Source organism: Anaerosoma tenue (genome assembly GCF_023161965.1).
Taxonomy (GTDB): Bacteria; Actinomycetota; Coriobacteriia; order Anaerosomatales; family Anaerosomataceae; genus Anaerosoma; species Anaerosoma tenue.
The window spans coordinates 30,437-50,093 of record NZ_JALNTY010000002.1 but is presented as its reverse complement, the minus strand read 5'-3'; the positions used below and the strand labels follow the sequence as shown (position 1 = coordinate 50,093).

Sequence of the window (19,657 nt, the reverse complement as noted above, 5' to 3'; positions counted from 1 at the left end):
GAGGACGCTACCGGACGGCCTCCGCCGGGTCCGATACCGCGCCGGTGACCGGCGAGGTTCGGTACTCCCAATCATACCGCCGTGCGCCCGCGTAGTCTTTGCGATCGGCAAGCCGCGAGAGCTTGACGAAATCGCCGGTACGGGGCGCGTGGATGAAGTAGCCCGCACCCACGTACATACCCACGTGGTAGACCGGCGAGCCGAAGAAGACCGCGTCGCCGGGCTGGAGCGCCGACGGCGCTACCTTCTCGCCAAGCTGGAACTGCGAGCCGGAGTAGTGCGGGAGGTTCACGCCATGCTGCCGCATCACGTAGAGGAGCAGTCCGGAGCAGTCGAAGCCACGAGGGGATTCACCGCCCCAGAGGTAGGGCACCCCGTGATACGCGAGCGCGGTCTCCACCGGCGACCCCGGCTCGACGACGATACCGGCCTTGTTCGCTCCGGACAACACGTCCCGCAACAACTCGGCCTCGGCCATCTGGCGCACTTCCGCCAGGTCGTCGAGCAGCTCGAGCAGTTCGGTCTGCGTGCTGGCAAGCAGGGCCTCTCGTTCCTGGATGCGCAGCATGACCTCGATCTGACGGGCCTGCATCTCGAACTCGAGTGAGCGGGCGCGCAGTTCGTCCTCCTCGGCCGCGTGCTGGGCCACTGCGATCATGTCGCGCTGGGCGGCGAGCGCCGCCACTATCGAGGCGTCGTTCTCGCCCATCGCGCGGAGGAATCGGATGCGCGCCATGAAGTCGGAGATCGACTTGGAGCCGAGCAGCACGTCGAGAGTAGACAGCTCGCCGCCGCGGTAGATGTCGCGTGCGCGGTCGGAGAGCGTGTCCTGTTGCAGCTCGTATGCGAGCTCGGCGTTGGCAAGATCGGCCCTGGTGGTCTCGAGCCGCTTAGTGGTGGCCTCGAGATCGAGCATCGCCTTGTTGTACGCCTCAGCCGCGATGGCCAGCTCGCGGTCGAGTTCGTCGAGCTGCGCCTCAAGCTCGTCGAGTTCGGCCTGCTTTGCCGCGAGTCGTGCGCGGAACTCGGCGGTCATCTGGTCGGTGGGCTCGGGTATGGGGCTGCCAGTGGTCGGTACTGATGGTGCGGCGGGCGGGTCGGGGGCCGGGGTGGTGGTGGTCGAGGCAGAGGGAGCCGCGAAGGCCGGGGATGCGAGGAGTGCGGCAACCGCGATGAGGATGACCCCACCGCGTACCATACGTCGTGCCGAGCGAGCGCGCATCGCATCCTTTCCGTCGCAGCGATGGTAGCGTAACAACCTTACCCACATCTTGCGAAAACCTTGCCGAGTCAGAGCGTCAACACGTCAGCTGGTCTCCCGGTTCAGCGCCTCATCGACGAGTGCCCGCTTGGTTCCCCGGGAGGCTCCGCGCATTCACCATGAGACCGCGATATCGCTGTGGGTCGAACCTCCACAGCCCGAGGCGCCCAGATAGTCGGTGCTGCAGTCGCCCGACGCCCACCCGACACTGCCGTTGGCATCTCTCGTGTGACTGATGTTCGCTCTGATCTCGTTGAGTTCGGTCGCTGCGTACGCAGGGTCGTCACTCTGGTAGCCGAGAAGTCGTGGGCGTTTCCATCCGTGCGGCACCTTGATGTGACACGAGATGCACGGGTTGGTGGAGCCGCCGTGTCTTGAGACCCGCCCATGAGCAGAGTTGCTGACAACACCGCCGGCCCCGTATAGATTGTGGCACTTCTGACAGATGGGGGTGCCGTTCATCCCATCTGGGTCGTCCTTGCTCACGACGAGGTATGACGTCTTCCAGTCGGTCGGGTATGCGGGATCCAGCAGCCACTGGACCGTGCTTCCGTGCGGCCCCTTGGCGTTGCCGCTCTCGTTGGTGTGACAGCTCGTGCACGTGAGCATCGTGTTCTGATCGTAGGAGGCCTGGAAGACCCCGATGCTCGGGAACTCCCATGTGTCGGTGTAGGTGTTCGCATCGGAGGCGACGTACGTGAACGCCTCCTGCGCACCTACGCTCTGGCCGAGCACGTTGTGCACGCTGAAGTTGCTGGGGTTGAACTCGCGAGCGGTGTCACCCTGTCCCGCCGGTTGCGTGGTGTTGCCGCTGTGGCACTTCAAGCACAGATGCGCTTCCATATCCGTCGATGCACCTGTGAGACGGACATCGGTGTATGTGGCGGGCGCCGTCCAGTTGTAGGTACCGGGGTTGGATGTGCCGTCCCGCAGGGGGTCGGAGTAATCGGGTACCACGCCCCATGCGCCATAGATCGCACTGCCGGGAGCGCTCGTGTCGAGCATATCCTGGGTGGCGGTCCCACCCACCCGCTTGGCTGCATGCGGGTCGTGGCAGTCCACGCACTCGCTGTGCCGGTTCGTTCCCCCGAGGTCCGCCGCCAGCTCCGTGTCGCTGTGACGGCCCGAGTAGTCGGACATGACGTGCGTGTTGTTCGAGCCGCTCGCCGGGTTCGCTGGCGTATACACGTCGGCCGCGCCGGGTGCCTGTGGATAGGCGCTGCCGTTCCCATGGCACTGGTAGCAGAGGCTCTCCTCGGCGCTCAGCTCAGCCGCGGTGGCCGAGTCGTTCTCACGCGTGCCACTGTTGGGCGTCCATACGCCGACCTTCTCCGCGCCAGTGGGGGCGCTCCACGCTACGAGCCGCTCATAGTCCGAGCCGTGCGGATCGTGACAGTTCTTGCAGAGCGCCGGCTGGCCGCCCGTCGCTGGCGTGTAGTGGTTGGTCTCGCCAACGCCGAGGCTGCCGAAACCGCTCTTGTCCCACCCGGGGAAGTACGGCGCCGCGCTCTGGTCGCTGAAGCCGATCCTGTACGGGACGAGCGTGTCGGCTGCGATCGTGGCCGAGGGCGGGGTGGTGGTGTGGCATCCGAGGCAGAACGCGGTCATGTCGGCCGGCGTCGCCTTCGTGTTCGACGGTGTGCTCACGCGAGCGACGTTCCAGGCGGCCGTGCCGCCTTCGGTCACGTTGTGCACGTTGTGGCAGCTCGCGCACGTAAGCGACCGGCCTGTGGCCGACGAGCTCACTGGGTGGGTGGACGCCCGGCCGAACTCGGCCTCCACGTCGCGGTCGTTCCAGGAGAACGGTGCCGCGTAACTCGCTGCGACCTTGTTCTCGCTCGAACTGCTGCTGTGGCATGCGAAGCAGAGCTCGGCCTCGGCATAGGTGCCGCTCGGGCTGGTGGCCGTGTCGTCGCCGCGGTACGCGATGAGCTTGTCTGCCGCCGAAGCGTGCTTGGCGTGGCACGCAAGGCACTGCACCTGCGGGTACTCGCTTGCGTTCGTGCGCCCGTGGTCGTTGCTGTAGACGACCGACGGGCCGTGCGCTGCCGCGTCATATCCGGCGGAGTTGTGGTCGCCCCCGGTACCCGCGTAGTCGTCGACATCACCGACGTAGCCGATGGGTGTCGCGTCCGCACCGTGACATGCGAGGCAGAACGCGGCGTTCTCGGCCGTGTCGGTGTTGAGGCTGTAGTAGGTGTAGAGCGGTCCGCCGGCATCCTCGCCTGTCTGCACGCGGATCATCTTCCGGTAGCTGCTGGCCGCCACGTAGTTGCCGGAGTTGTCGTAGTAGTACGGCGAACGATGTGCGCTGTGGCACGCGTCGCACTCGGTCCGGTCGGTCTCCATCTTCGTGCTGCGGTGCACCGATGCGGGCTGCGTTTGGCCGTCGTAGTCGCCGAACTCGGCCTGGACGTTGAGCGAGCTCTTGGCGCCCACGGCATCCGCCGAAGACGTTGCGCCGTGGCATGAGTAGCAGAGGTCGACGTAGGTGTAGTCCCAGTCGGCCGGATATGCACCGTGCACCTCGTGGCAGCGCGTGCAGCTCACGGTGGCGGAACTGAGGCGGTAGCCGTGGAGGTTGGGCGCCATCGACTTGGACACGAGTGACAGGTTCGTGCCGTCGCTGGCCCTGACGGCGTAGAACCACACGTACGACTGCGCGATCTCGTCGGCGTGGGCGCTCACTGTGGCACTCGTTCCGGGGACCGAGGACGCCACTGCGGTGGCGCTTCCGATGTTCGTGGCCGTGACCGGCTGCTGGAGGCGGTACACGGTATAGGTGACCGGGTCGCCGTCGGCGTCGGTGGAGGCGTTCCACTCCACGGTGACCGATCCGGCGCCGTCCACATAGACGTCGGCGAGCAGAGGGGTGGTGGGGGCAGCGGCGAATGCGGTGGCGGGCAGCGCCAGGACGAGGAGTGTGGCAAGCGCGGCCAGGTGGTACCTGGCGTCGATGGATGAGTGATGATGTGCGCTGCTCATCTCCAAAGCCCCCTCACGTTGCAGCCTAGAGCTGTATCGATTGCACGAACTCAAGCGAGTCCGCCCAGTGCTGAACGGATGTCAGGTACCACCGACCGTCAACGAACCTCATCGGGATCGGGATGGTGTGTTCCGAGGTCAGTCCGGCATCTTCCCAGGTGACCACCGCATAGGCCATGTAGATGGTCGCCTCACCTGCGGTGAAGACGTTCACGGTGCCGGAGGGGGCGCTCGTCACGATGGCGGGGTACCGTTCGGCGAGATAGGTGACGAACTCCGATTGAGAGCCCTCATCGCTCGCCACGCGATCCCCGAGTGCGTCCGCATCGCCTGCGCCAAGGGCTGCGACGATCTCGCCTGCGATCGCCTGCAGCGAGGACGGGTCCGCCTCCACGACGGCGCGCGTCTCCTCGAGGTAGCGCTGGAACTCGTCATCGGCGCCGTTGTCGGACTCGTCATCGGTATCGCCCGTATCGCCGCTGTCAGGCGCGGACGGTGTGTCGCTCACCGCCAGCGCACGGCGACGGGCGGGGGCCCTCACGGGTGTGGCAGCCAGTGGCGACTCGACGGCAGCGGCCTCGTCATCCTCGGCGTCGGGCTGTTCTGCCGGGTCCGTCGCGCCGTGTTCTAGTGGCGATTCCACAGCGCTCGGTGGGGATCCGGGCTCGGTTTCGGGGTCATTCGAGTTGAAGGCGATCAGAGCGCCTGCGAGCGCGAGCGCTATCACCAGTGCTGCAGCAGCCGACCATCTTCCGCGCGAGTCCACCCTGTCACCCCCAAGGTATGACGCTCCTTATCAGAGTATCGTCTTGCGGCCATGGTCGCATTACCCCTTTATGGTATCTCTCCAGAGTCGAACATCGGGGCCGAACAGCCGCAACTCCGGTGTCCGGATGATTTGCACGGCCCACCGACGCATGCTATAGTGACCGTCCACTGCGGGGTGGAGCAGCTGGTAGCTCGTCGGGCTCATAACCCGAAGGTCACAGGTTCGAATCCTGTCCCCGCGACCAACAAAGACGCAGGTCCTGGGCTTACAGAGCCCGGGGCCTGTTGCTTTTCAGGAGCGTTTGCCAGCAGAATCCTCGGGTCTGTTGTGTCAACGCATTGTCGATCTACGTAGCGTCAGGCGATCCCGAAGGGTAGCTCGCGGGCGAGTGGCTGTGGGCATACGCGGGAGGACCGGGGATTGTGGACGGGTGATGTCGTGCGTGGAGGCATGGAGAGAGCGGCTAACTGTCCGCTTCCCGTGCCTCCCACTCCCCACACCACGAACCCGCCGCCAGCGCGAGACGGTGCTCCGGCTTGATCGTGAACTCCCGCAAAGCCTGCGCAGCCCTCAACTCTATGTATAGCCGCTGCAGCCACACCGACGCCGCATCACGATGACACCCGACGAACCCACCCGCCTCCACCCAATACCGGCACGTATCGCACCGCTGCAACTCGACCACTCCTCACGTGTCAACGATCACGACCGGATGCTTCGATAGCATACGCCGTGTGACTGACAGGCGGATGCGTGAAGCATGGGCCCTCCGGCATCTGCGGTGCACAGAGGGCCTATCCGGTACCCGGTCGGGTTCAGCCATGCTTGCCCGTGCTCGCGGCGCCGGGCATCTGATGTCTCTGAAGGCCCGGATGCCCCGGAATCACAGCGGTCTACGGCAGCAGGTTCCGGCAGTCCGCGAGCACCGTGTCGCTGATCACGGCAGTGCCGCCGAGGACCCAGACCTCGCGGCGCACCGCGAGGCGGTCATCGAGGTAGTCTGCCGCGGCGGCATGAAGGCTGTCCTTCGTCGTGAGGAGCAGGACACCGCGTTCGTAGCCGCACGCTGCGCCTCCTGCAAGGGCGTCCGGGAAGTTGTCGCCTACCGCAAGTCCTACGAACTCGCCGTTAGAGAGGTCAGCGTCCCATGCCCATTTCGCGACCGCTGCAGCTGTCTCGTAGCGGTTCGCGCCTTGGGCGCGCCAGGTCTGATCAGCGGGTATCTCGGCCTTGATGGCGTCGTATACGGCAGCCGATACTGCGGATGTCCCGCCAGCGACGAGCGCGTACTCATAGCCGTAGCTGCGAAGGGCCCCTAGCGTTGCAGATGGAAGGCTGTTCGTCTGTGTGAGGAGTACGGGCCCCGCGAACTGAGCGGCGAGCGGTGCGAGCGCCAATGCGTCAGGGAAATCGTCACCCCGGGCCACGTAGCACGATTCCGTGTAGCCCATGCCGGCCAGGTGATCGGCCACTGCGCGAGAAGTAGCGTACCGGTCTGCACCAGATATGCGGGTCACGTCGATTCCCATCGCCTCCAGTGCAGTCACGACGGTCTGGGAGATCACGCCTGTACCGCCTACGATGATCGCCTCGCGCGTCTCCATCGCGATCAGCTTCGCGCGGACCGAGGCTGGAAGGCTGCTCGTGTCGGACAGGAGCACCGGAGCCTTGTACGCGCCAGCCAGTCCGGCGGCGCAGAGAGCATCAGGGAAGTCGCGGCCGGTGGCGATGATCGCCACCGGGGACTCGGCGAACCGGTCCTGTACCGCGGCACACGAGGTGGAGTAGCGATCGCTGCCGGCAAGGCGACCCACGGTCGTACCGTACTCGTAGCTGCCCATGTCAACGCGCGCCACCCCGTTGCCATCCCCGTCCTTGGGCCTGGCGAGCATCTCCCAGTCCGTGGTGAGGGTCGATGCCGGGTTGCCGGCGTCGATGCAGGGTGACGCCGCCCAGAGTCGCAGCGCCCATGTCGAGGCCATGAACAAGGGGTCCTGGCCGATGATGTTCCCGGTTCCTGCCTGTGCGTGGTCCAGACAGGAGTAGGTCACGGTGACGTTGCAGCTGGTCCCGGGGTTAGTGATGCCGTCGACCCCGTTGAAGTGGAAGATGCATGAGTCCACGGATGTTGGTTGATCCGCATCAGCATCGTAGATGTCGAGGCCTCCGGGGGTGACCCCCGCGTTGGCCGTGTTGCCGTAGAAGCTGCTGCCCTCCACCACGGCGGCAGCGTTGTACAGCCGCATGCCTCCACCGTAGCTGCCCGAGATGTTGTTCTCGAAGCGGCAGTTCCGAACGATCGTCTGCACGTACGTCTCCCAGCCCCAGACAGCTCCACCGTGCACGCCCGAGGTGTTGCCATCGAAGAGAGTCTCGCTGATCTTCACGATGCCCGTGTTCTCCTGGACAGTGATGGCCCCTCCGTTGCCGCTCGGGGCGTCGTTATCCTCGAAGGTGCAACGCTCGATCCGCCCTTCTCCTTCATGGAAGTACACCGCGCCACCTCCGCCGAGCGGCGCCGCGCCCGAGGCGGCGTTGTTCTTGAAGGAGCAGCGGAAGATGTATGGGTCGCTGTGGTCGGCGTATATCGCACCACCTTGCTCGACCGCTTCGTTACCGATGAACACGTTGTGCGCGATCACTGGCGCACAGGTTGATGAGTTGGCGTACATGTAGATCGCGCCACCGTAGAAGCTCACGCTATTGTCGATGAAGTCGTTGCGTTGGATCACTGGTGCACCGTCCGTGATCAGGATGGCTCCACCACTGGACCCGCCGCCGCCGTGGATCTCAAGACCCTCGATGAGCGTCTCATCGCTGCAGTTCAACATGTTGAAGATCGGCCCGCTGGGTCCGCCCGCACCCCACACCACGGTGCGCCCCAGTCCGGCGCCGATGAGTCTGACGCCACTGGGGATCTGTATGGTGTCCGGTGGGTAGTACGTACCGGGTGCGATCCGCACGGTGTCGCCGGCGATAGCCTGCGCAACACCGAATTCGATCGTCTTGTAGGGCCTGGCAATCGTTCCATCGCCCGTGATGTCGCTGCCGGCGGCGACGTTCACACGGATGGTCTTCGGGGGAGGCGGTGTGGCCGCCGCCACGCCGGGGAAGAGCGGAACGAACATGCAGGTAAGGACGGTGCAGAGCCCGATGCGGGCAACCGCGACGAGCGTACGAGATCTCATGATGAACCCCCCGTCACGAGAGGGCAGGCTTGGAGGTGACATCCCCTGACGCACCTGTCCCGCCTGCGCGAAGGACATGACTATGTACCCGCGGCGGCGCTGCAGGGAACCGGCGGTGATTGAAACGCCGCGCAGGGTATGTCCCATTGTGTGACTTGCGTCACAGCATGCGTCTGTGGGTGAGGGGGCTGTCATGGTTGGTCGTGTGTACAGATCACGACTTGTCCGGGTGTTCACGGTGGCCGCGTGCCTGATGCTGGTGATGCCTGCCGTCGGCTTCTCGGCGCCTCCGCTGGCGGCGCAGACGACGATCATGACCTACTGGGTCGACGCCGTGGAGGGTGACGACGGCAATCCTGGTACCGAGGCCGACCCGTTCAAGACGATCACCCACGCTCTCGCGGTTTCCACGGGGCCCGACACGATCATGGTCGAACCCGGGATGTATGACTCGGCGAACCTTGAGGTCTTCCCGCTCCTGAACTACGGTCAGACGCTCATCGGCACCGCGGGCGCCGAGTCGACCGTGATCCAAGGTGATGGCTCCGACCAGGTCATGGCGTGTCAGGGCTTCTCCGACGGCGACGCGATCGAGGGGTTCACGTTCACCAACAGCGGAACCATCTCGAAGTCGGCTGTGGGGATCTACCTGAACAACGCCACGAGTGCTGGCTGGCCGAGGATCAAGGACAACGTCTTCGCCGGGAACGCATCATCCGCACCGACGGGTGGAGCGCTTAGCATGGTCGCCAATCCACCATTGGCGACCGCTCCTGCCGTTGTATCGAATGAGTTCCTGCTCAACAGTGCCGCCGAGGGCGGTGCCATCAGGATCAGTGGCAGCGTGTCGGCCACCATCAGAGACAACGTTTTCCAGGGCAACTCCGCCTCAGGAGTAGGCGGTGCGATCCAGCTCGCTCCGGTGGACTCGGGCATCATCATCTACGGCAACACGTTCGCCGACAACGCGGCAGGTTCGAGTGGCGGTGCGATCAGGGTGAGCAGCACCGGCGGCCAGATGGTCACCATCAATCGCAACTCGTTCATCGAGAACGCTGCGGGCGGCAGTGGTGGGGCGATGTGGTTGTTCGGCGCCTCGGTCTCGATGGAGGTCAACGATGCGGCGGGTAATGACGCGAACGGTGGGAGCGGCGGATTCGCCTACCTGGAGAACTGCACCGCTGAGGCCCGGAACAACGTCATCGGTGGGCACAGTGCCACCGGTGAGGGGGCTGCGTGGTACCTCACCAGTGCTTCGTTGAGCGAGACGAATGACACGGTCGTGCAGTGCACGGGCACAGATAGCGCTGCATACTGGCAGGGTCCTGGGCAACTGGATGTCTACAACTCCATCTACTGGAATCCCGCGCTCGATGCCGATATAGAGAACGCGCAGATCATCGAGTACTCCTGTCTGTACGACTCGGCGCCAGGCACCCATGGGAACGGCATCGGGAGCGGCGTGATCCACGACGATCCGCACTTCATCGACCTGGCCGGACATGACGCGCGCTTGGCGATGGGCTCCCCCTGCATCGACACTGCGAACACCGCTGTCGCTCCGGCGGGGGACTATTACGGCACACTTCGCCCTCAGGACGGCGACGGTGATGGCTCCTCGATCGCCGACATGGGCTTCTTCGAGAAGCCTCCGCTCGTCCTCACCCCTCTTGAGGGTGAGGATCGCTATGCCACGGCCGTGGAGATCGCGGAGGCGACGTTCGAGACGGCCGAGTACGCAGTGGTCGCGAGCGGGGAGAACTTCCCCGACGCTCTGTCGGCGGCAGGGCTTGCGGGAGCGTACGAGTGTCCGCTCGTCCTCACCCGGTCAGCGGCGCTGCCGGGCGTGACCGCGGCCTTCCTTGCCTCGCGAGGGGTCGAGACGGTGTTCATCATCGGGGGCCCCGCGGCAGTGAGCCAGGCGGTGTTCGACGCACTGGACGGCGACTACAACGTGACCCTGATATCCGGTAGCGACCGGTATGCGACGGCCGCGAAGGTCGCGCGGGCGATCGCTGACCATCAGGGGGCCGCGTTCGGGCAGGTGGCCTTCATCGCGCGTGGGGATTCGTTCCCGGACGCCCTGTCGCTTTCGCCGCTCGCTTTCTCTCAGGGTGTGCCGATCTTGCTCACGGCCACGAACACGCTGCCTGCGGCTACCGCCACCGCTCTGAATGACCTGGACATCCGTGGAGGTGTGGTAGCGGGTGGCCTCACAGCCGTGTCCGCCGGCACGAAGGCCTCGATCGATGCGATCGTGATCGGCAACGGTGGAGCGGAGCTCTCGCGGTGGTCTGGCAGCGACCGATACGACACCGCCGCGCAGATCGCTAACAAGGCGATCCAGGGAGGGCTCGCGTCCTGGAGTCATGTGGGTGTGGCAACGGGTGAGAACTATCCCGATGCGCTTGCCGGTGGCGCGCGGATCGGCATGGGCGGCGGAGTCGTGCTGCTCACGGCCAGCGACTCCCTGCCGGTAGTGACGAAGGGCGCTCTTGCCTCGAACAGGGCGAAGGTGCTGTACCTCGATGTGTTCGGCGGGCCGTCCGCCGTCAGTGCGGGCGTGCGGACAGCGCTTGAGACGGCTCTCGGCTGGTAGTGGCGGCGCGTGCCTCACATTCAAGGACCGGGTGCCCGACCGGGTGCCCGGTCCGCACGCTCACCCGACCAGCGAGGTCAGGTACAGCACGTACGCGGCGACCAGGAGGAAGCCCTCCAGGCGGCTGAGCACCCACCCGCGGGCCATCATCGGCAGTATGAACAGCGCCGTGCCGAGGAACATGCCGAGATCGAGCGGTCGGAGACCCTCCACCACGATGGGCCTGATGAGGGCGGTGAGCCCCAGGATCCCCAGGATGTTGATGGTGCTCGAGCCGATCACGTTGCCGAACGCGACGTCTGCCTGCCGCTTGCGCGCTGCTGTCACCGACGTGGCGAGCTCGGGAAGGCTCGTTCCGATCGCGATCACGGTGAGCGCTATCACCGCCTGGCTCACGCCGAGCGCTCCGGCGATCGATACTGCGCCTTCTACGAGCACGTTGGCGCCCACCACCAGGATCGCCACGCCGCCAGCGATGAGAGCGAGGCTCAGGAAGGGTGTGCGCAGCCGCTCGATGGCGGAGTCGAACTGACTCGATACCGCGGGCTTGTCGCCTTCGCTCGCGCCGCGGTATGCGAACACGGTGTACGCGACCGCGCCAGCCATCAGCAGTGCTCCATCGATCCGGCCGAGGAGTCCGTCGAGCAAGAGCACGAACAGCGTCGCCGTAGCGGCGATCATGAGCGGGATCTCGCGGCGCACGAGTCGGGCCTCGACCTTCATGGGACGTACGAGCGCAGCCACGCCGAGGACGAGCGCGATGTTGCTGATATTGGAGCCGATGACGTTGCCGAGCGCGATCCCGCTGTTGCCCGACACGGCGCCCTTCATGCTCACGGCAAGCTCAGGGGCGCCGGTGGCGAACGCGACCACGGTGAGGCCCACCACGAGCGGCGCGATACCGAGCCGGAGCGCCAGGGCGCTCGCGCCCCGCACTAGCGCCTCGGCGCCGATGGCCAGCAGTATGAGTCCCGCTGTGAGAAGAGCGACGTCGGCAAGCATGTCATGCAGTATCGCATCTCGCGGCGTCGCGGGTCCCGTGGCTCACCCCGCGGAGGGCTCGTCCCGCAGCAGTGATCCGGTTCCGCACGAGCGATCGAGCACGCCGACGGCCCTGATGTCGGAGAAGGCATCTGTGGGCGTGTCCGCCAACAGCGTTGCGAGTCCGCCCTCGCGGGTCATCCGGACTGCGATGGGCACATCGGCATCACGGGTGTGACGCTGGATGGTGAGCGCTGCCGCAACGGAGTGCACGTCGTCGTCGGGGCACACATACACTGCGTCCACGTCGAGCGCCCCGTCCTCACCGTAGAGGAAGGCCCCACGCTCGAACTCGGGTGCGTTCTTCGGCATCGTGAGCGGTACGATATCGCACACCTCGTCGATCCGGGGCACCCTGACCCGCAGCAGGTCGGCTTTGGCGGCTGCGTTCTGGTCGATCATCGTCACGCGTGGCCTCAGGCCGTCCGTCCCACCGCTTGCGAGCCAGTGCTCCGCCGCCATGCTCACAAGGCTTCTGCCGAGTTTGCCGATGCCGACCACCACGATGTGCAGCCGGCGGTCCGCGGTCCGGGGTACGAGGGGTACGGCATCGAGCATCGCCCGCGCGCCGCTTTCGGGGACGCTGAAGAAGCGGAGTCGCACGCGGCCGTCCCGGTCGCCAGACGTGCGCTCGCGGAGAAGCATGCAGAGCTCGGTGTCGTCGATGTGCGCGATCACGGTCACGGGCGGTCCCACCGGCGCGCTTGCGGCGAGTTCTCGGACGCGGACGGTGATCTCCGCGTTGTCTCCGTCCTCGGGGCATACCGCGATCACGTACCTGGCGCGATCGGCCCGCGCCTTGCGGAGCGTTGCCGGGTCGGTCGCGTCGCCCACGATCACAACGGCTCCCGCCGCTCGCACCCGGTCGAGCAACGGAGCGTCGGGGTCCCGCTCCACCACCGCGACACGGTAGCCCTCGCGACGGAGGTCCTCGGCGATATGCAGTCCGCGCTCGCCGAGTCCGCAGACGACCGCATGCCCCTTGGCTCTGCGGATGCGAAGCCGCGCCATCCGCTCCCCGAAGACGGCGAGGACCGCGGCAGCGGCTCCGTAGACCGCGGCGATCACGGCGAGGAAGCGGGCGATGTCCAGCGAGAGCGGCACGGGCGCCTCGGCCGAACCCGATTCGAGCGTGAACAGCTGGAGCGACCGGTATATGGCGTCCCAGATGGATGTGCCGGTGACGCCGTGATCCGCATACCACTGCCTGAAACCGATGATGCCGAGGATGAACGCGGCACCTGCCAGCCCTGCGAGGACGTACCAGTGCACCTCGCTCCACCACTCGGCCAGTCTCGTGCGCCGGCGGTGTATCGGATCGGCCACGGGGTTCCTCCTCTGCGTGGCGAGCAGGGTCGTCTAACGGACCTCGGACTCGCGCACGTACGCCTCGATCTGCTCGGCCATGCGTGTGCTCAGCGGGTAGGCGAGGGCTTCTGTGGGCGTGAGCCATGCCACATCGTCATGCTCACTGCTCAGTGTCATCTCGCCGCCTACGAGGTCGCAGATGAAGGTCACGCCGGTGACCCAGAAGGGCTCCTTGGTGAAGTGCCAGGTGAGGATCGGACGGCCCACCGACACGGTGAGCCCCGTCTCCTCGACCACCTCGCGTGCGAGGGCCTCGGGCAACTGCTCGCCGTAGTCCATCTTGCCACCGGGAAGCTCCCAGAGGCCGGGGTCGTGGCCGCTGGTGGCTGCGCGCTGCAGCAGCAGGATCTTCCCCCCGCCACCTCGTACGATGGCCTTGCCTGCCACGCCCAGTGGACGATCCATGGAGCGCCTCCCTCGGTCCCCCGCATGCCGCACACTCTCCGATTCTATACCTCTTCATCGTCGTTGGACGGGGGCAGCGTCCGGGCGATGCGGATGATGTCCGCCTCGCTGACTTCGATGTACTCGGGTGTCAGAGTGGAGTAGATGCTCGCCTCTTCGCCGTCGATGGTGCGCGCCCGGATCGGGTTGTGGAGCGTGCACAGGGTGTAGGTCTCCACGGCCTGGTCGAGCTGCGGCACCACGAGTTGCTCGACCACGGCCATCAGAAGCTCCCGGTCATCCACGCCGAGGTCGTGTTCCTCGACGAAGTCGTAGAGCATGTCGCCGTCGCCGAAACCGAACTTCTGGAGGAGGTCCTCGGCATAGAAGTCGATGACCGCCGAGGCATCCGATCCCTCATCAGGCACGCTCGACTCGATGTCCATCGGCTGAGATCCCTCGATCGCGAGCAAGTACGCGTTGCCGCCCCAGTCTCCCACGCCCAGCCACCTGCCATCCGGGCTGACCGCCAGACACTCGATGCAGCCTAGCGCGTAGTAGACGACCCGGCCTCGGCCGGTGGTCACGTCCCATGAGCGCACCGTCGTGTCCGAGCTCGCCGAGAGGACCGCGCGGCCGTCCGCGGTGAACGCGCACGCCCGGCACGACAGCGCATGTCCCGAGAGCGTCATCCGCTCTCGTCCCTCTGGCACGCTCCACAGCCGCACTGTGCCGTCCCAGCTTGCCGATGCGACCAGGTCGCCGTCGGGGGAGAAGGCGCAGTCGGCGACGATGTCGGTGTGCCCTGTGAGCAGCGCGACCTGCTCTCCGCTCGCCCGGTCCCAGACGCGCAGCGTGCGGTCCCTGCCGCCCGTGACGACCAGCCGGTCGTCGGGTGAGAAGCATCCGCACGTGACCGGACCCGTGTGGCCGTGGTACCGCATCGCCTCCTCGGCCTCGTGGAGGTCGAGGAGCACCGGGGTATGTTCCTGCGCGAGCAGCAGGTAGCGCGCGTCGTGTGAGAATGATGTGATCCCGGAGCCGGGCATACGTCCCACCACGGCCGCCGTGCCATCCTCCTGACGCAGCCACACGAGGGTCTCGTCGTCTGATGCCGAGGCGAACACCGGTCCGTTGGGGAGCGCGGCGCACGACTCCGGCGTCTTGGTGTGTTCCTCGAGCACCGCAGTGATGCGGCCCGACGGCGGGTCCCAGAGCCGCACCGTGTCGTCGCGCCCGCCGGTGACGGCCCACGCGCTGTCGCCGGAGAACGCCATCGAGACGACCCAGTCGCGGTGCCCGTTCCAGCCGCGAGGCGCGCCGCCGGCCGGGACGTCCCACAACTTCGCCGACTTGTCGTCGCTGGCGGTCGCGATGAACGAGCCGTCCGGCGCGAACACACAGGTGTTCACGGCGTCAGAGTGTCCCTCGAGCATCGCCAGGAGCGTTCCCGTGCGTGCGTCCCACACACCTACGCGCTCGTCATCGCTGACCGAGGCCACGAGGCGCCCGTCGGGGGAGAACGCGCAGCAGTTGACCGGGCCGCCATGCCCCTCCAGCAGGGCGCTCTCCACGCCGGTCGACGTGTCCCACAGCTGCAGCGTGTCGTCGAGTGCGGTCGAGGCCAACCGGTCGCCCTCGGGGGAGAATGATGCCGAGAGGACCGCATCTTCGTGCCCCTCAAGCACGGCGCCGGGCTTGCCGGTCGCGGCGTCCCAGAGGCGTAGCGACCCGTCGTCGCTTGCGGTGGCGACGACCCGGTCGTCCGGCGAGAAGCCGCACCAGTTCACGCAGTCGTCATGTCCGGCGAGGTCGGCGATCCGCGACTGCCGGTCGACGTCCCACAGGGTGGCGGTGTCGCCCGAGCCCGCCGAGACCGCGCGACGCCCGTCGCTCGACAGCTCGATGCGCCGCAGGCGCGACCCGCTGCTCGCAAGCAGCGCGATCGACCCGCCGTCGACGATGCTCCACACGCGCACAGTCCCGTCCTCGCTGGCCGAGGCGCACCGCTGGCCATCCCGGGAGAACGCGCAGTGCGTCACGGCAGCCGTGTGGCCGGTAAGCGTGTGCAGGACCTCTCCCGTGGCAGCGTCAAGGATGCAGAGCGCGAAGTCCGCGCGGGCGCACGCGATCACGTTCCTGGAGGTGCAGGCTGCAAGGACGCTCGTGTTCAGATCCGGCTCGGTGGTCACCCGGGCCCGTTCCAGCCCGGTGGCCGCGTCCCAGAGCCGCAGCGTGCGGTCGAAGCTCACCGAGGCCACGGTGGCGGCGTCGGCAGACACCACGCATGCGCGGACCTGCATCTCGTGCCCCACGAGCGACCTGCGCAGCGCCGACGACTCCCGCACCGGTGTGGTGAGCCGCAACCAGGACCGGTCGGCACGCATCACCCTGCGTTCGCGCTCGCGTGTCAGCAGCTCGCTCAGCGCGGTCGTACCGCGCGAGGTGTCATCCCACATGAGGCGGTTGTAGAGCTGCTGCCAGAGCAGCTCGGGGGAGCGGAACAAGCGGTGTGCTTCGCGTCCAAGCGCGTCCGCGAGAGGTTCCAGCACGAGCCGTTGCTCGCTCCTTGCGGTTCCAGCGGGCATGGGTCTCCCCGGCGTCGGAGGGCCATCCAACTCTTCAGTCGAGGTACTTGATGGACCCGTTCTTGCGCACCTCGATCACGTGCACCGCCATTCCCTGGCTGCGGAAGAGATCGAGCAGGTCCTTGAAGCCGACGTCCGTGAAGAGCCGCTCGCTGCCCGTGGTCACGGCGAACTCGAAGACCGCCGACTGCACCAGGATGACTCCGTTGACCACATCCACCACAAGGACCGCCCGGTCCTCCATGAGCGACATGATCGCCTTCACGACGGCCTCGGGCGAGACCTTGGATTTCTCTCCGGTGTCGTAGAGCCACTGGATCCAGCCGAACTCCTCGCCTGGCGCCTCGGCTTTGCGCCGCTTGTAGAGATCGAGCAGCTTGACCATCACATCGTCATCGGGCCAGTGCTGTTTCATGACGCCCCCTCGTGTATCACGGACCACCGATGCTCCCCCATGCATCGGTGTGTTCATACCCGTCCGTGGCGGACTGCGCGTGCGGGCTTTCCGCTGACCGGGCCTGCGTATAGGTCGGGGTGGACAGCGGAGACGGCACAAGCCGACAGACTGCCCCCGGTCACTCCTCGTCCGTTTCCACGAGACGCACGAACTCCCAGTAGGTCATGTCCCCCAAGGACAGCTTCCAGTGCATGAGGACCTCCACCTGCTGGTCACCCCCCGCCGCTGTCTCAGCGGAGATGCCGGTCTCATCCGCCTGAGCCCGCGTTATAGAGGCCCTGACGTATCTTCCGTCGTCCAGACGCACACCGATCCAGGGAGATTCCTCCGCGTTGGTCGTCACGGCTTCGTAGTCTTCGATCGTGCCGGTGGCCGTCTCCTCTCCACAGCCCCCGAGCGTCAGGCTCACGGCCATGAGCAGGATCGCCACCATCCAGGATCCGCGTTTGCACGGGCTCATCGCTCGGATCATGTCTTCCGTCCTCCTTCTCGGACAGAACCATCATTCCCAGACAGGAGGAGTCACGCTCGGAGCCGAGTGTATCCGGGCAGGATTCGGGCACAGGGTGACGGACTGTACACATATGCCCAAAGGGTACAGTCTGGGTATCGAGGGGGGCATATGGCACAAGCGAATAGAGTCTTCCGCGTCTTCATCTCATCGACTTTCGCCGACCTCAAGGCCGAGCGGGACGCCTTGCAGGAGCGCGTCTTTCCGAGGCTGCGCGATCACTGTGCGGCGAGCGGCTACTCGTTCCAGGCGATCGACCTCAGGTGGGGCATCGGCGACGAGGCGTCAGCCGGTCAGCGGACCATGCGCATCTGTCTGGACGAGATCGCCCGCTGCCAGGAGGTCACACCGCGACCCAACTTCCTCGTGCTCCTCGGCGACCGTTACGGATGGCGCCCCCTTCCGGAGGAGGTCCCGCGCGCCGAGTTCGAGGCGGTGCGAGCGGAGCTGGACCCGGAGGCGGCCGTCCTGGCAGATACCTGGTACAGGCTCGACACCAATGCGGCCCCAGCCGGCCAGGAGCTCGCCGGCGTCTACCGCCTCCAGCCACGCACCGACGAGACCGAGGCCGCCTGGAACGAGGCGCAGGCGGTTCTTGCGCCCGCTCTGCGCACGGCCGCCGGGGCTGCGCAGCTGGGGCCGGATGCCCTCGTGAAGTACACGACGTCCGCGACGGAGCAGGAGATCCTTGCCGGAGCGCTTGACGACGAGGTCGAAGCCAAGAGCGTGTTCGCGTTCCTGCGTACGATAAGCGGGCTGCCGGAGAGCGCAGCGGCGAAACGCTTCCGTGATCTCACGCTGGAAGGCGCCGTCGATACGGAAGCCGTCGATCTGCTCGCAGACCTCAAGGGGCGGTTGCGCTCTGGCATAGGCGAGAGCAACGTGAAGCGCTACTCGGCAGCATGGGATGGAGACGCCCCGTCGACCGGTCACATCGACCAGCTGTGCAATGACGTCTTCGGCTCCCTCACATCGGTCATCGACGCCGAGATCGAGCGGCTCGGCGGCAGCGAGACCACCTCGGCGGACGAGGCGGCCGCACATGAGCTCTTCCGCATCGAGCGAGGGTCGTCGTTCACGGGGCGCGATGAGTACCGGGCGGCGATCGCTCGTTATCTCGACTCGGGCGACGCCTCGCCGCTGTTGGTCTGGGGCTACGGCGGCTCGGGCAAGTCGGCCCTGCTCGCCCAGGCGATCGAGGACGCCCGTGGCGCGCATGCGGACGCCGTCGTCATCCATCGATTCATCGGGGCCACACCGGCGTCCGCCGACCTTCGGCTCCTGCTGCAGAGCCTCTTCATGGACATCGGCACGGCCTACGGTCTGGAAGGAGAGACGCCGAGCGACTTCAACGAGCTCGTCCATGCCTTCCGCGAACGGCTCGCGGCCGCGGGATCGACGCGACCGCTGCTCCTGTTCATCGACTCGCTCGACCAGCTCTCAACGGGCTACGGTGCGCACGGGTTCTCCTGGCTGCCCACCTCGCTCCCGGAGGGCGTGCGGCTCGTCACGTCGATCCGCGCGGAAGAGGCGGATGAGCGCTCTCCGCGCGAGCAGGCCGCTGGAGACCGTGCCGCCATGAGCGGTCCCCTCGGCACGCTCCAGCACATGCTGCCCGAGACCGCGCTGCTCGAGCTCGGCCCGATGAGCGTAGCCGAGGGGGAGAAGCTGCTCGACAGGTGGCTCGCCCTTGCCGAGCGTACGCTGACGGGCCCGCAGCGCGATGCGGTGATGTCGGCCTTCGGGAAGTGCCAGCGGCCGCTGCACCTGCGGCTCGCGTTCGCCACGGCCCGCAGGTGGAGCTCGTACGACGAGCCTGAAGGGATCCGCGACCGGGTGCGCGACATGGTGGCCGCGCTCTACGAGCGGCTCGAGCGCGAGCATGGCGCCACCCTTGTAGGCCGCACGCTGGCCTACCTTGCGGCTTCGCGCAACGCGATGGGCCTTGCCGAGGACGAGATCCTGAGCCTCTTCCCCGCCGAGCAGGACACGGGCGTTCTCGGCGAGTTCAATGAGCGCACGCGGCCGGAGCACCGGCCCGCCGACGGCTCGCTTCCGTCCCGGTTGCCGGTGGTCGTCTGGTCGCGGCTGTTCTTCGACCTGCAGCCCTATCTGGGCACGCGCTCGTCGGAGGGTGCGTCGCTGCTCGCCTTCTACCATCGCGAACTGGCCGAGGTGGCCACGAAGCGGTACCTCGAAGGGAATCGTGCCGCACGCCATGCCACGCTGGCCTCGATGTTCCGCACGATGGCCGATCCCGCAGGCGACGGCTCGTGGAGCGGTCGCGCGCGAGCGCTGAGCGAGCTTCCGTACCACCTCACCGGCGCCAGGGAGTGGCAGGCCGTCTACGAGGCGCTGACCGACTTCACGTTCCTGGAGGAGAAGGCCGCGCGCGTTGGCGTGATCGAGCGGCCGGAGAGCGCGGGAGGCACGCTCTACACGGGCGTCTATGCGTTGCTGGAAGACTACGAGACGGCGCTCGCGGCGTTTCCTGCTGAATGATCCG

The 19,657-nt window shown here is 66.6% G+C and carries 12 protein-coding genes and 1 tRNA gene; 3 read left to right on the top strand and 10 right to left on the bottom strand.

Annotated elements, in window-relative coordinates; translation table 11 throughout:
* Positions 1 to 7 precede the first annotated feature (7 nt).
* The 3 genes from MSB02_RS05125 to MSB02_RS05115 all read right to left on the bottom strand — a co-directional run bounded on the left by MSB02_RS05125 (position 8) and on the right by MSB02_RS05115 (position 5,012).
* Entirely contained in the window at positions 8 to 1,222 is a 1,215-nt protein-coding gene (locus MSB02_RS05125; RefSeq protein ID WP_267194163.1) for a C40 family peptidase, read from the bottom strand.
* 153 nt (positions 1,223 to 1,375) lie between these two features.
* Positions 1,376 to 4,246 (bottom strand): cytochrome c3 family protein, encoded by a 2,871-nt coding sequence (locus MSB02_RS05120; protein WP_267194162.1) that lies wholly within the window; start codon positions 4,244 to 4,246, stop codon positions 1,376 to 1,378.
* A 25-nt stretch (positions 4,247 to 4,271) separates the two neighbouring features.
* Entirely contained in the window at positions 4,272 to 5,012 is a 741-nt protein-coding gene (locus MSB02_RS05115; protein ID WP_267194161.1) for a hypothetical protein, read from the bottom strand.
* A gap of 171 nt (positions 5,013 to 5,183) precedes the next feature.
* On the opposite strand from MSB02_RS05115, the gene MSB02_RS05110 reads away from it, so the two are divergent.
* Positions 5,184 to 5,259: transfer RNA gene (locus MSB02_RS05110), tRNA-Met, on the top strand.
* Positions 5,260 to 5,908: 649 nt separating this feature from the next.
* Here MSB02_RS05110 and MSB02_RS05105 read toward each other — a convergent pair.
* The gene (locus tag MSB02_RS05105; RefSeq protein WP_267194160.1) at positions 5,909 to 8,203 is read right to left on the bottom strand and encodes a cell wall-binding repeat-containing protein; all 2,295 of its coding nucleotides are present in this window, start codon (positions 8,201 to 8,203) and stop codon (positions 5,909 to 5,911) included.
* Between the two features lie 193 nt (positions 8,204 to 8,396).
* Between MSB02_RS05105 and MSB02_RS05100 the strand changes: the two genes are divergently transcribed.
* Positions 8,397 to 10,802: a cell wall-binding repeat-containing protein gene (locus tag MSB02_RS05100; RefSeq protein ID WP_267194159.1), complete on the top strand. Its 2,406-nt coding sequence runs from the start codon at positions 8,397 to 8,399 to the stop codon at positions 10,800 to 10,802.
* A gap of 60 nt (positions 10,803 to 10,862) precedes the next feature.
* On the opposite strand, the gene MSB02_RS05095 is transcribed toward MSB02_RS05100, so the two are convergent.
* The 6 genes from MSB02_RS05095 to MSB02_RS05070 form a co-directional block, all read right to left on the bottom strand.
* Positions 10,863 to 11,804: a calcium/sodium antiporter gene (locus MSB02_RS05095; RefSeq protein WP_267194158.1), complete on the bottom strand. Its 942-nt coding sequence runs from the start codon at positions 11,802 to 11,804 to the stop codon at positions 10,863 to 10,865.
* Positions 11,805 to 11,846: 42 nt separating this feature from the next.
* Entirely contained in the window at positions 11,847 to 13,169 is a 1,323-nt protein-coding gene (locus MSB02_RS05090; RefSeq protein WP_267194157.1) for a potassium channel family protein, read from the bottom strand.
* Positions 13,170 to 13,202: 33 nt separating this feature from the next.
* Positions 13,203 to 13,616 (bottom strand): NUDIX hydrolase, encoded by a 414-nt coding sequence (locus tag MSB02_RS05085; protein WP_267194156.1) that lies wholly within the window; start codon positions 13,614 to 13,616, stop codon positions 13,203 to 13,205.
* A 44-nt stretch (positions 13,617 to 13,660) separates the two neighbouring features.
* Positions 13,661 to 16,183: a WD40 repeat domain-containing protein gene (locus tag MSB02_RS05080; RefSeq protein ID WP_267194155.1), complete on the bottom strand. Its 2,523-nt coding sequence runs from the start codon at positions 16,181 to 16,183 to the stop codon at positions 13,661 to 13,663.
* 34 nt (positions 16,184 to 16,217) lie between these two features.
* Entirely contained in the window at positions 16,218 to 16,598 is a 381-nt protein-coding gene (locus tag MSB02_RS05075) for a hypothetical protein (RefSeq protein ID WP_267194154.1), read from the bottom strand.
* Between the two features lie 160 nt (positions 16,599 to 16,758).
* On the bottom strand, positions 16,759 to 17,112 hold the full coding sequence (locus MSB02_RS05070; protein ID WP_267194153.1) for a hypothetical protein: 354 nt from the start codon (positions 17,110 to 17,112) through the stop codon (positions 16,759 to 16,761).
* A gap of 150 nt (positions 17,113 to 17,262) precedes the next feature.
* On the opposite strand from MSB02_RS05070, the gene MSB02_RS05065 reads away from it, so the two are divergent.
* Positions 17,263 to 19,653, top strand: a complete 2,391-nt coding sequence (locus tag MSB02_RS05065) for an AAA family ATPase (protein ID WP_267194152.1) — start codon at positions 17,263 to 17,265, stop codon at positions 19,651 to 19,653.
* The last annotated feature ends 4 nt before the right edge of the window (positions 19,654 to 19,657 follow it).

Bases quoted from the DNA above. Each gene is read 5' to 3' on its own strand.
- MSB02_RS05125 (WP_267194163.1), bottom strand. From the start codon at position 1,222: ATGCGCGCTCGCTCGGCACGACGTATGGTACGCGGTGGGGTCATCCTC.
- MSB02_RS05120 (WP_267194162.1), bottom strand. From the start codon at position 4,246: ATGAGCAGCGCACATCATCACTCATCCATCGACGCCAGGTACCACCTG.
- MSB02_RS05105 (WP_267194160.1), bottom strand. From the start codon at position 8,203: ATGAGATCTCGTACGCTCGTCGCGGTTGCCCGCATCGGGCTCTGCACC.
- MSB02_RS05100 (WP_267194159.1), top strand. From the start codon at position 8,397: ATGGTTGGTCGTGTGTACAGATCACGACTTGTCCGGGTGTTCACGGTG.
- MSB02_RS05095 (WP_267194158.1), bottom strand. From the start codon at position 11,804: ATGCTTGCCGACGTCGCTCTTCTCACAGCGGGACTCATACTGCTGGCC.
- MSB02_RS05085 (WP_267194156.1), bottom strand. From the start codon at position 13,616: ATGGATCGTCCACTGGGCGTGGCAGGCAAGGCCATCGTACGAGGTGGC.
- MSB02_RS05080 (WP_267194155.1), bottom strand. From the start codon at position 16,183: ATGCCCGCTGGAACCGCAAGGAGCGAGCAACGGCTCGTGCTGGAACCT.
- MSB02_RS05075 (WP_267194154.1), bottom strand. From the start codon at position 16,598: ATGAAACAGCACTGGCCCGATGACGATGTGATGGTCAAGCTGCTCGAT.
- MSB02_RS05070 (WP_267194153.1), bottom strand. From the start codon at position 17,112: ATGATCCGAGCGATGAGCCCGTGCAAACGCGGATCCTGGATGGTGGCG.
- MSB02_RS05065 (WP_267194152.1), top strand. From the start codon at position 17,263: ATGGCACAAGCGAATAGAGTCTTCCGCGTCTTCATCTCATCGACTTTC.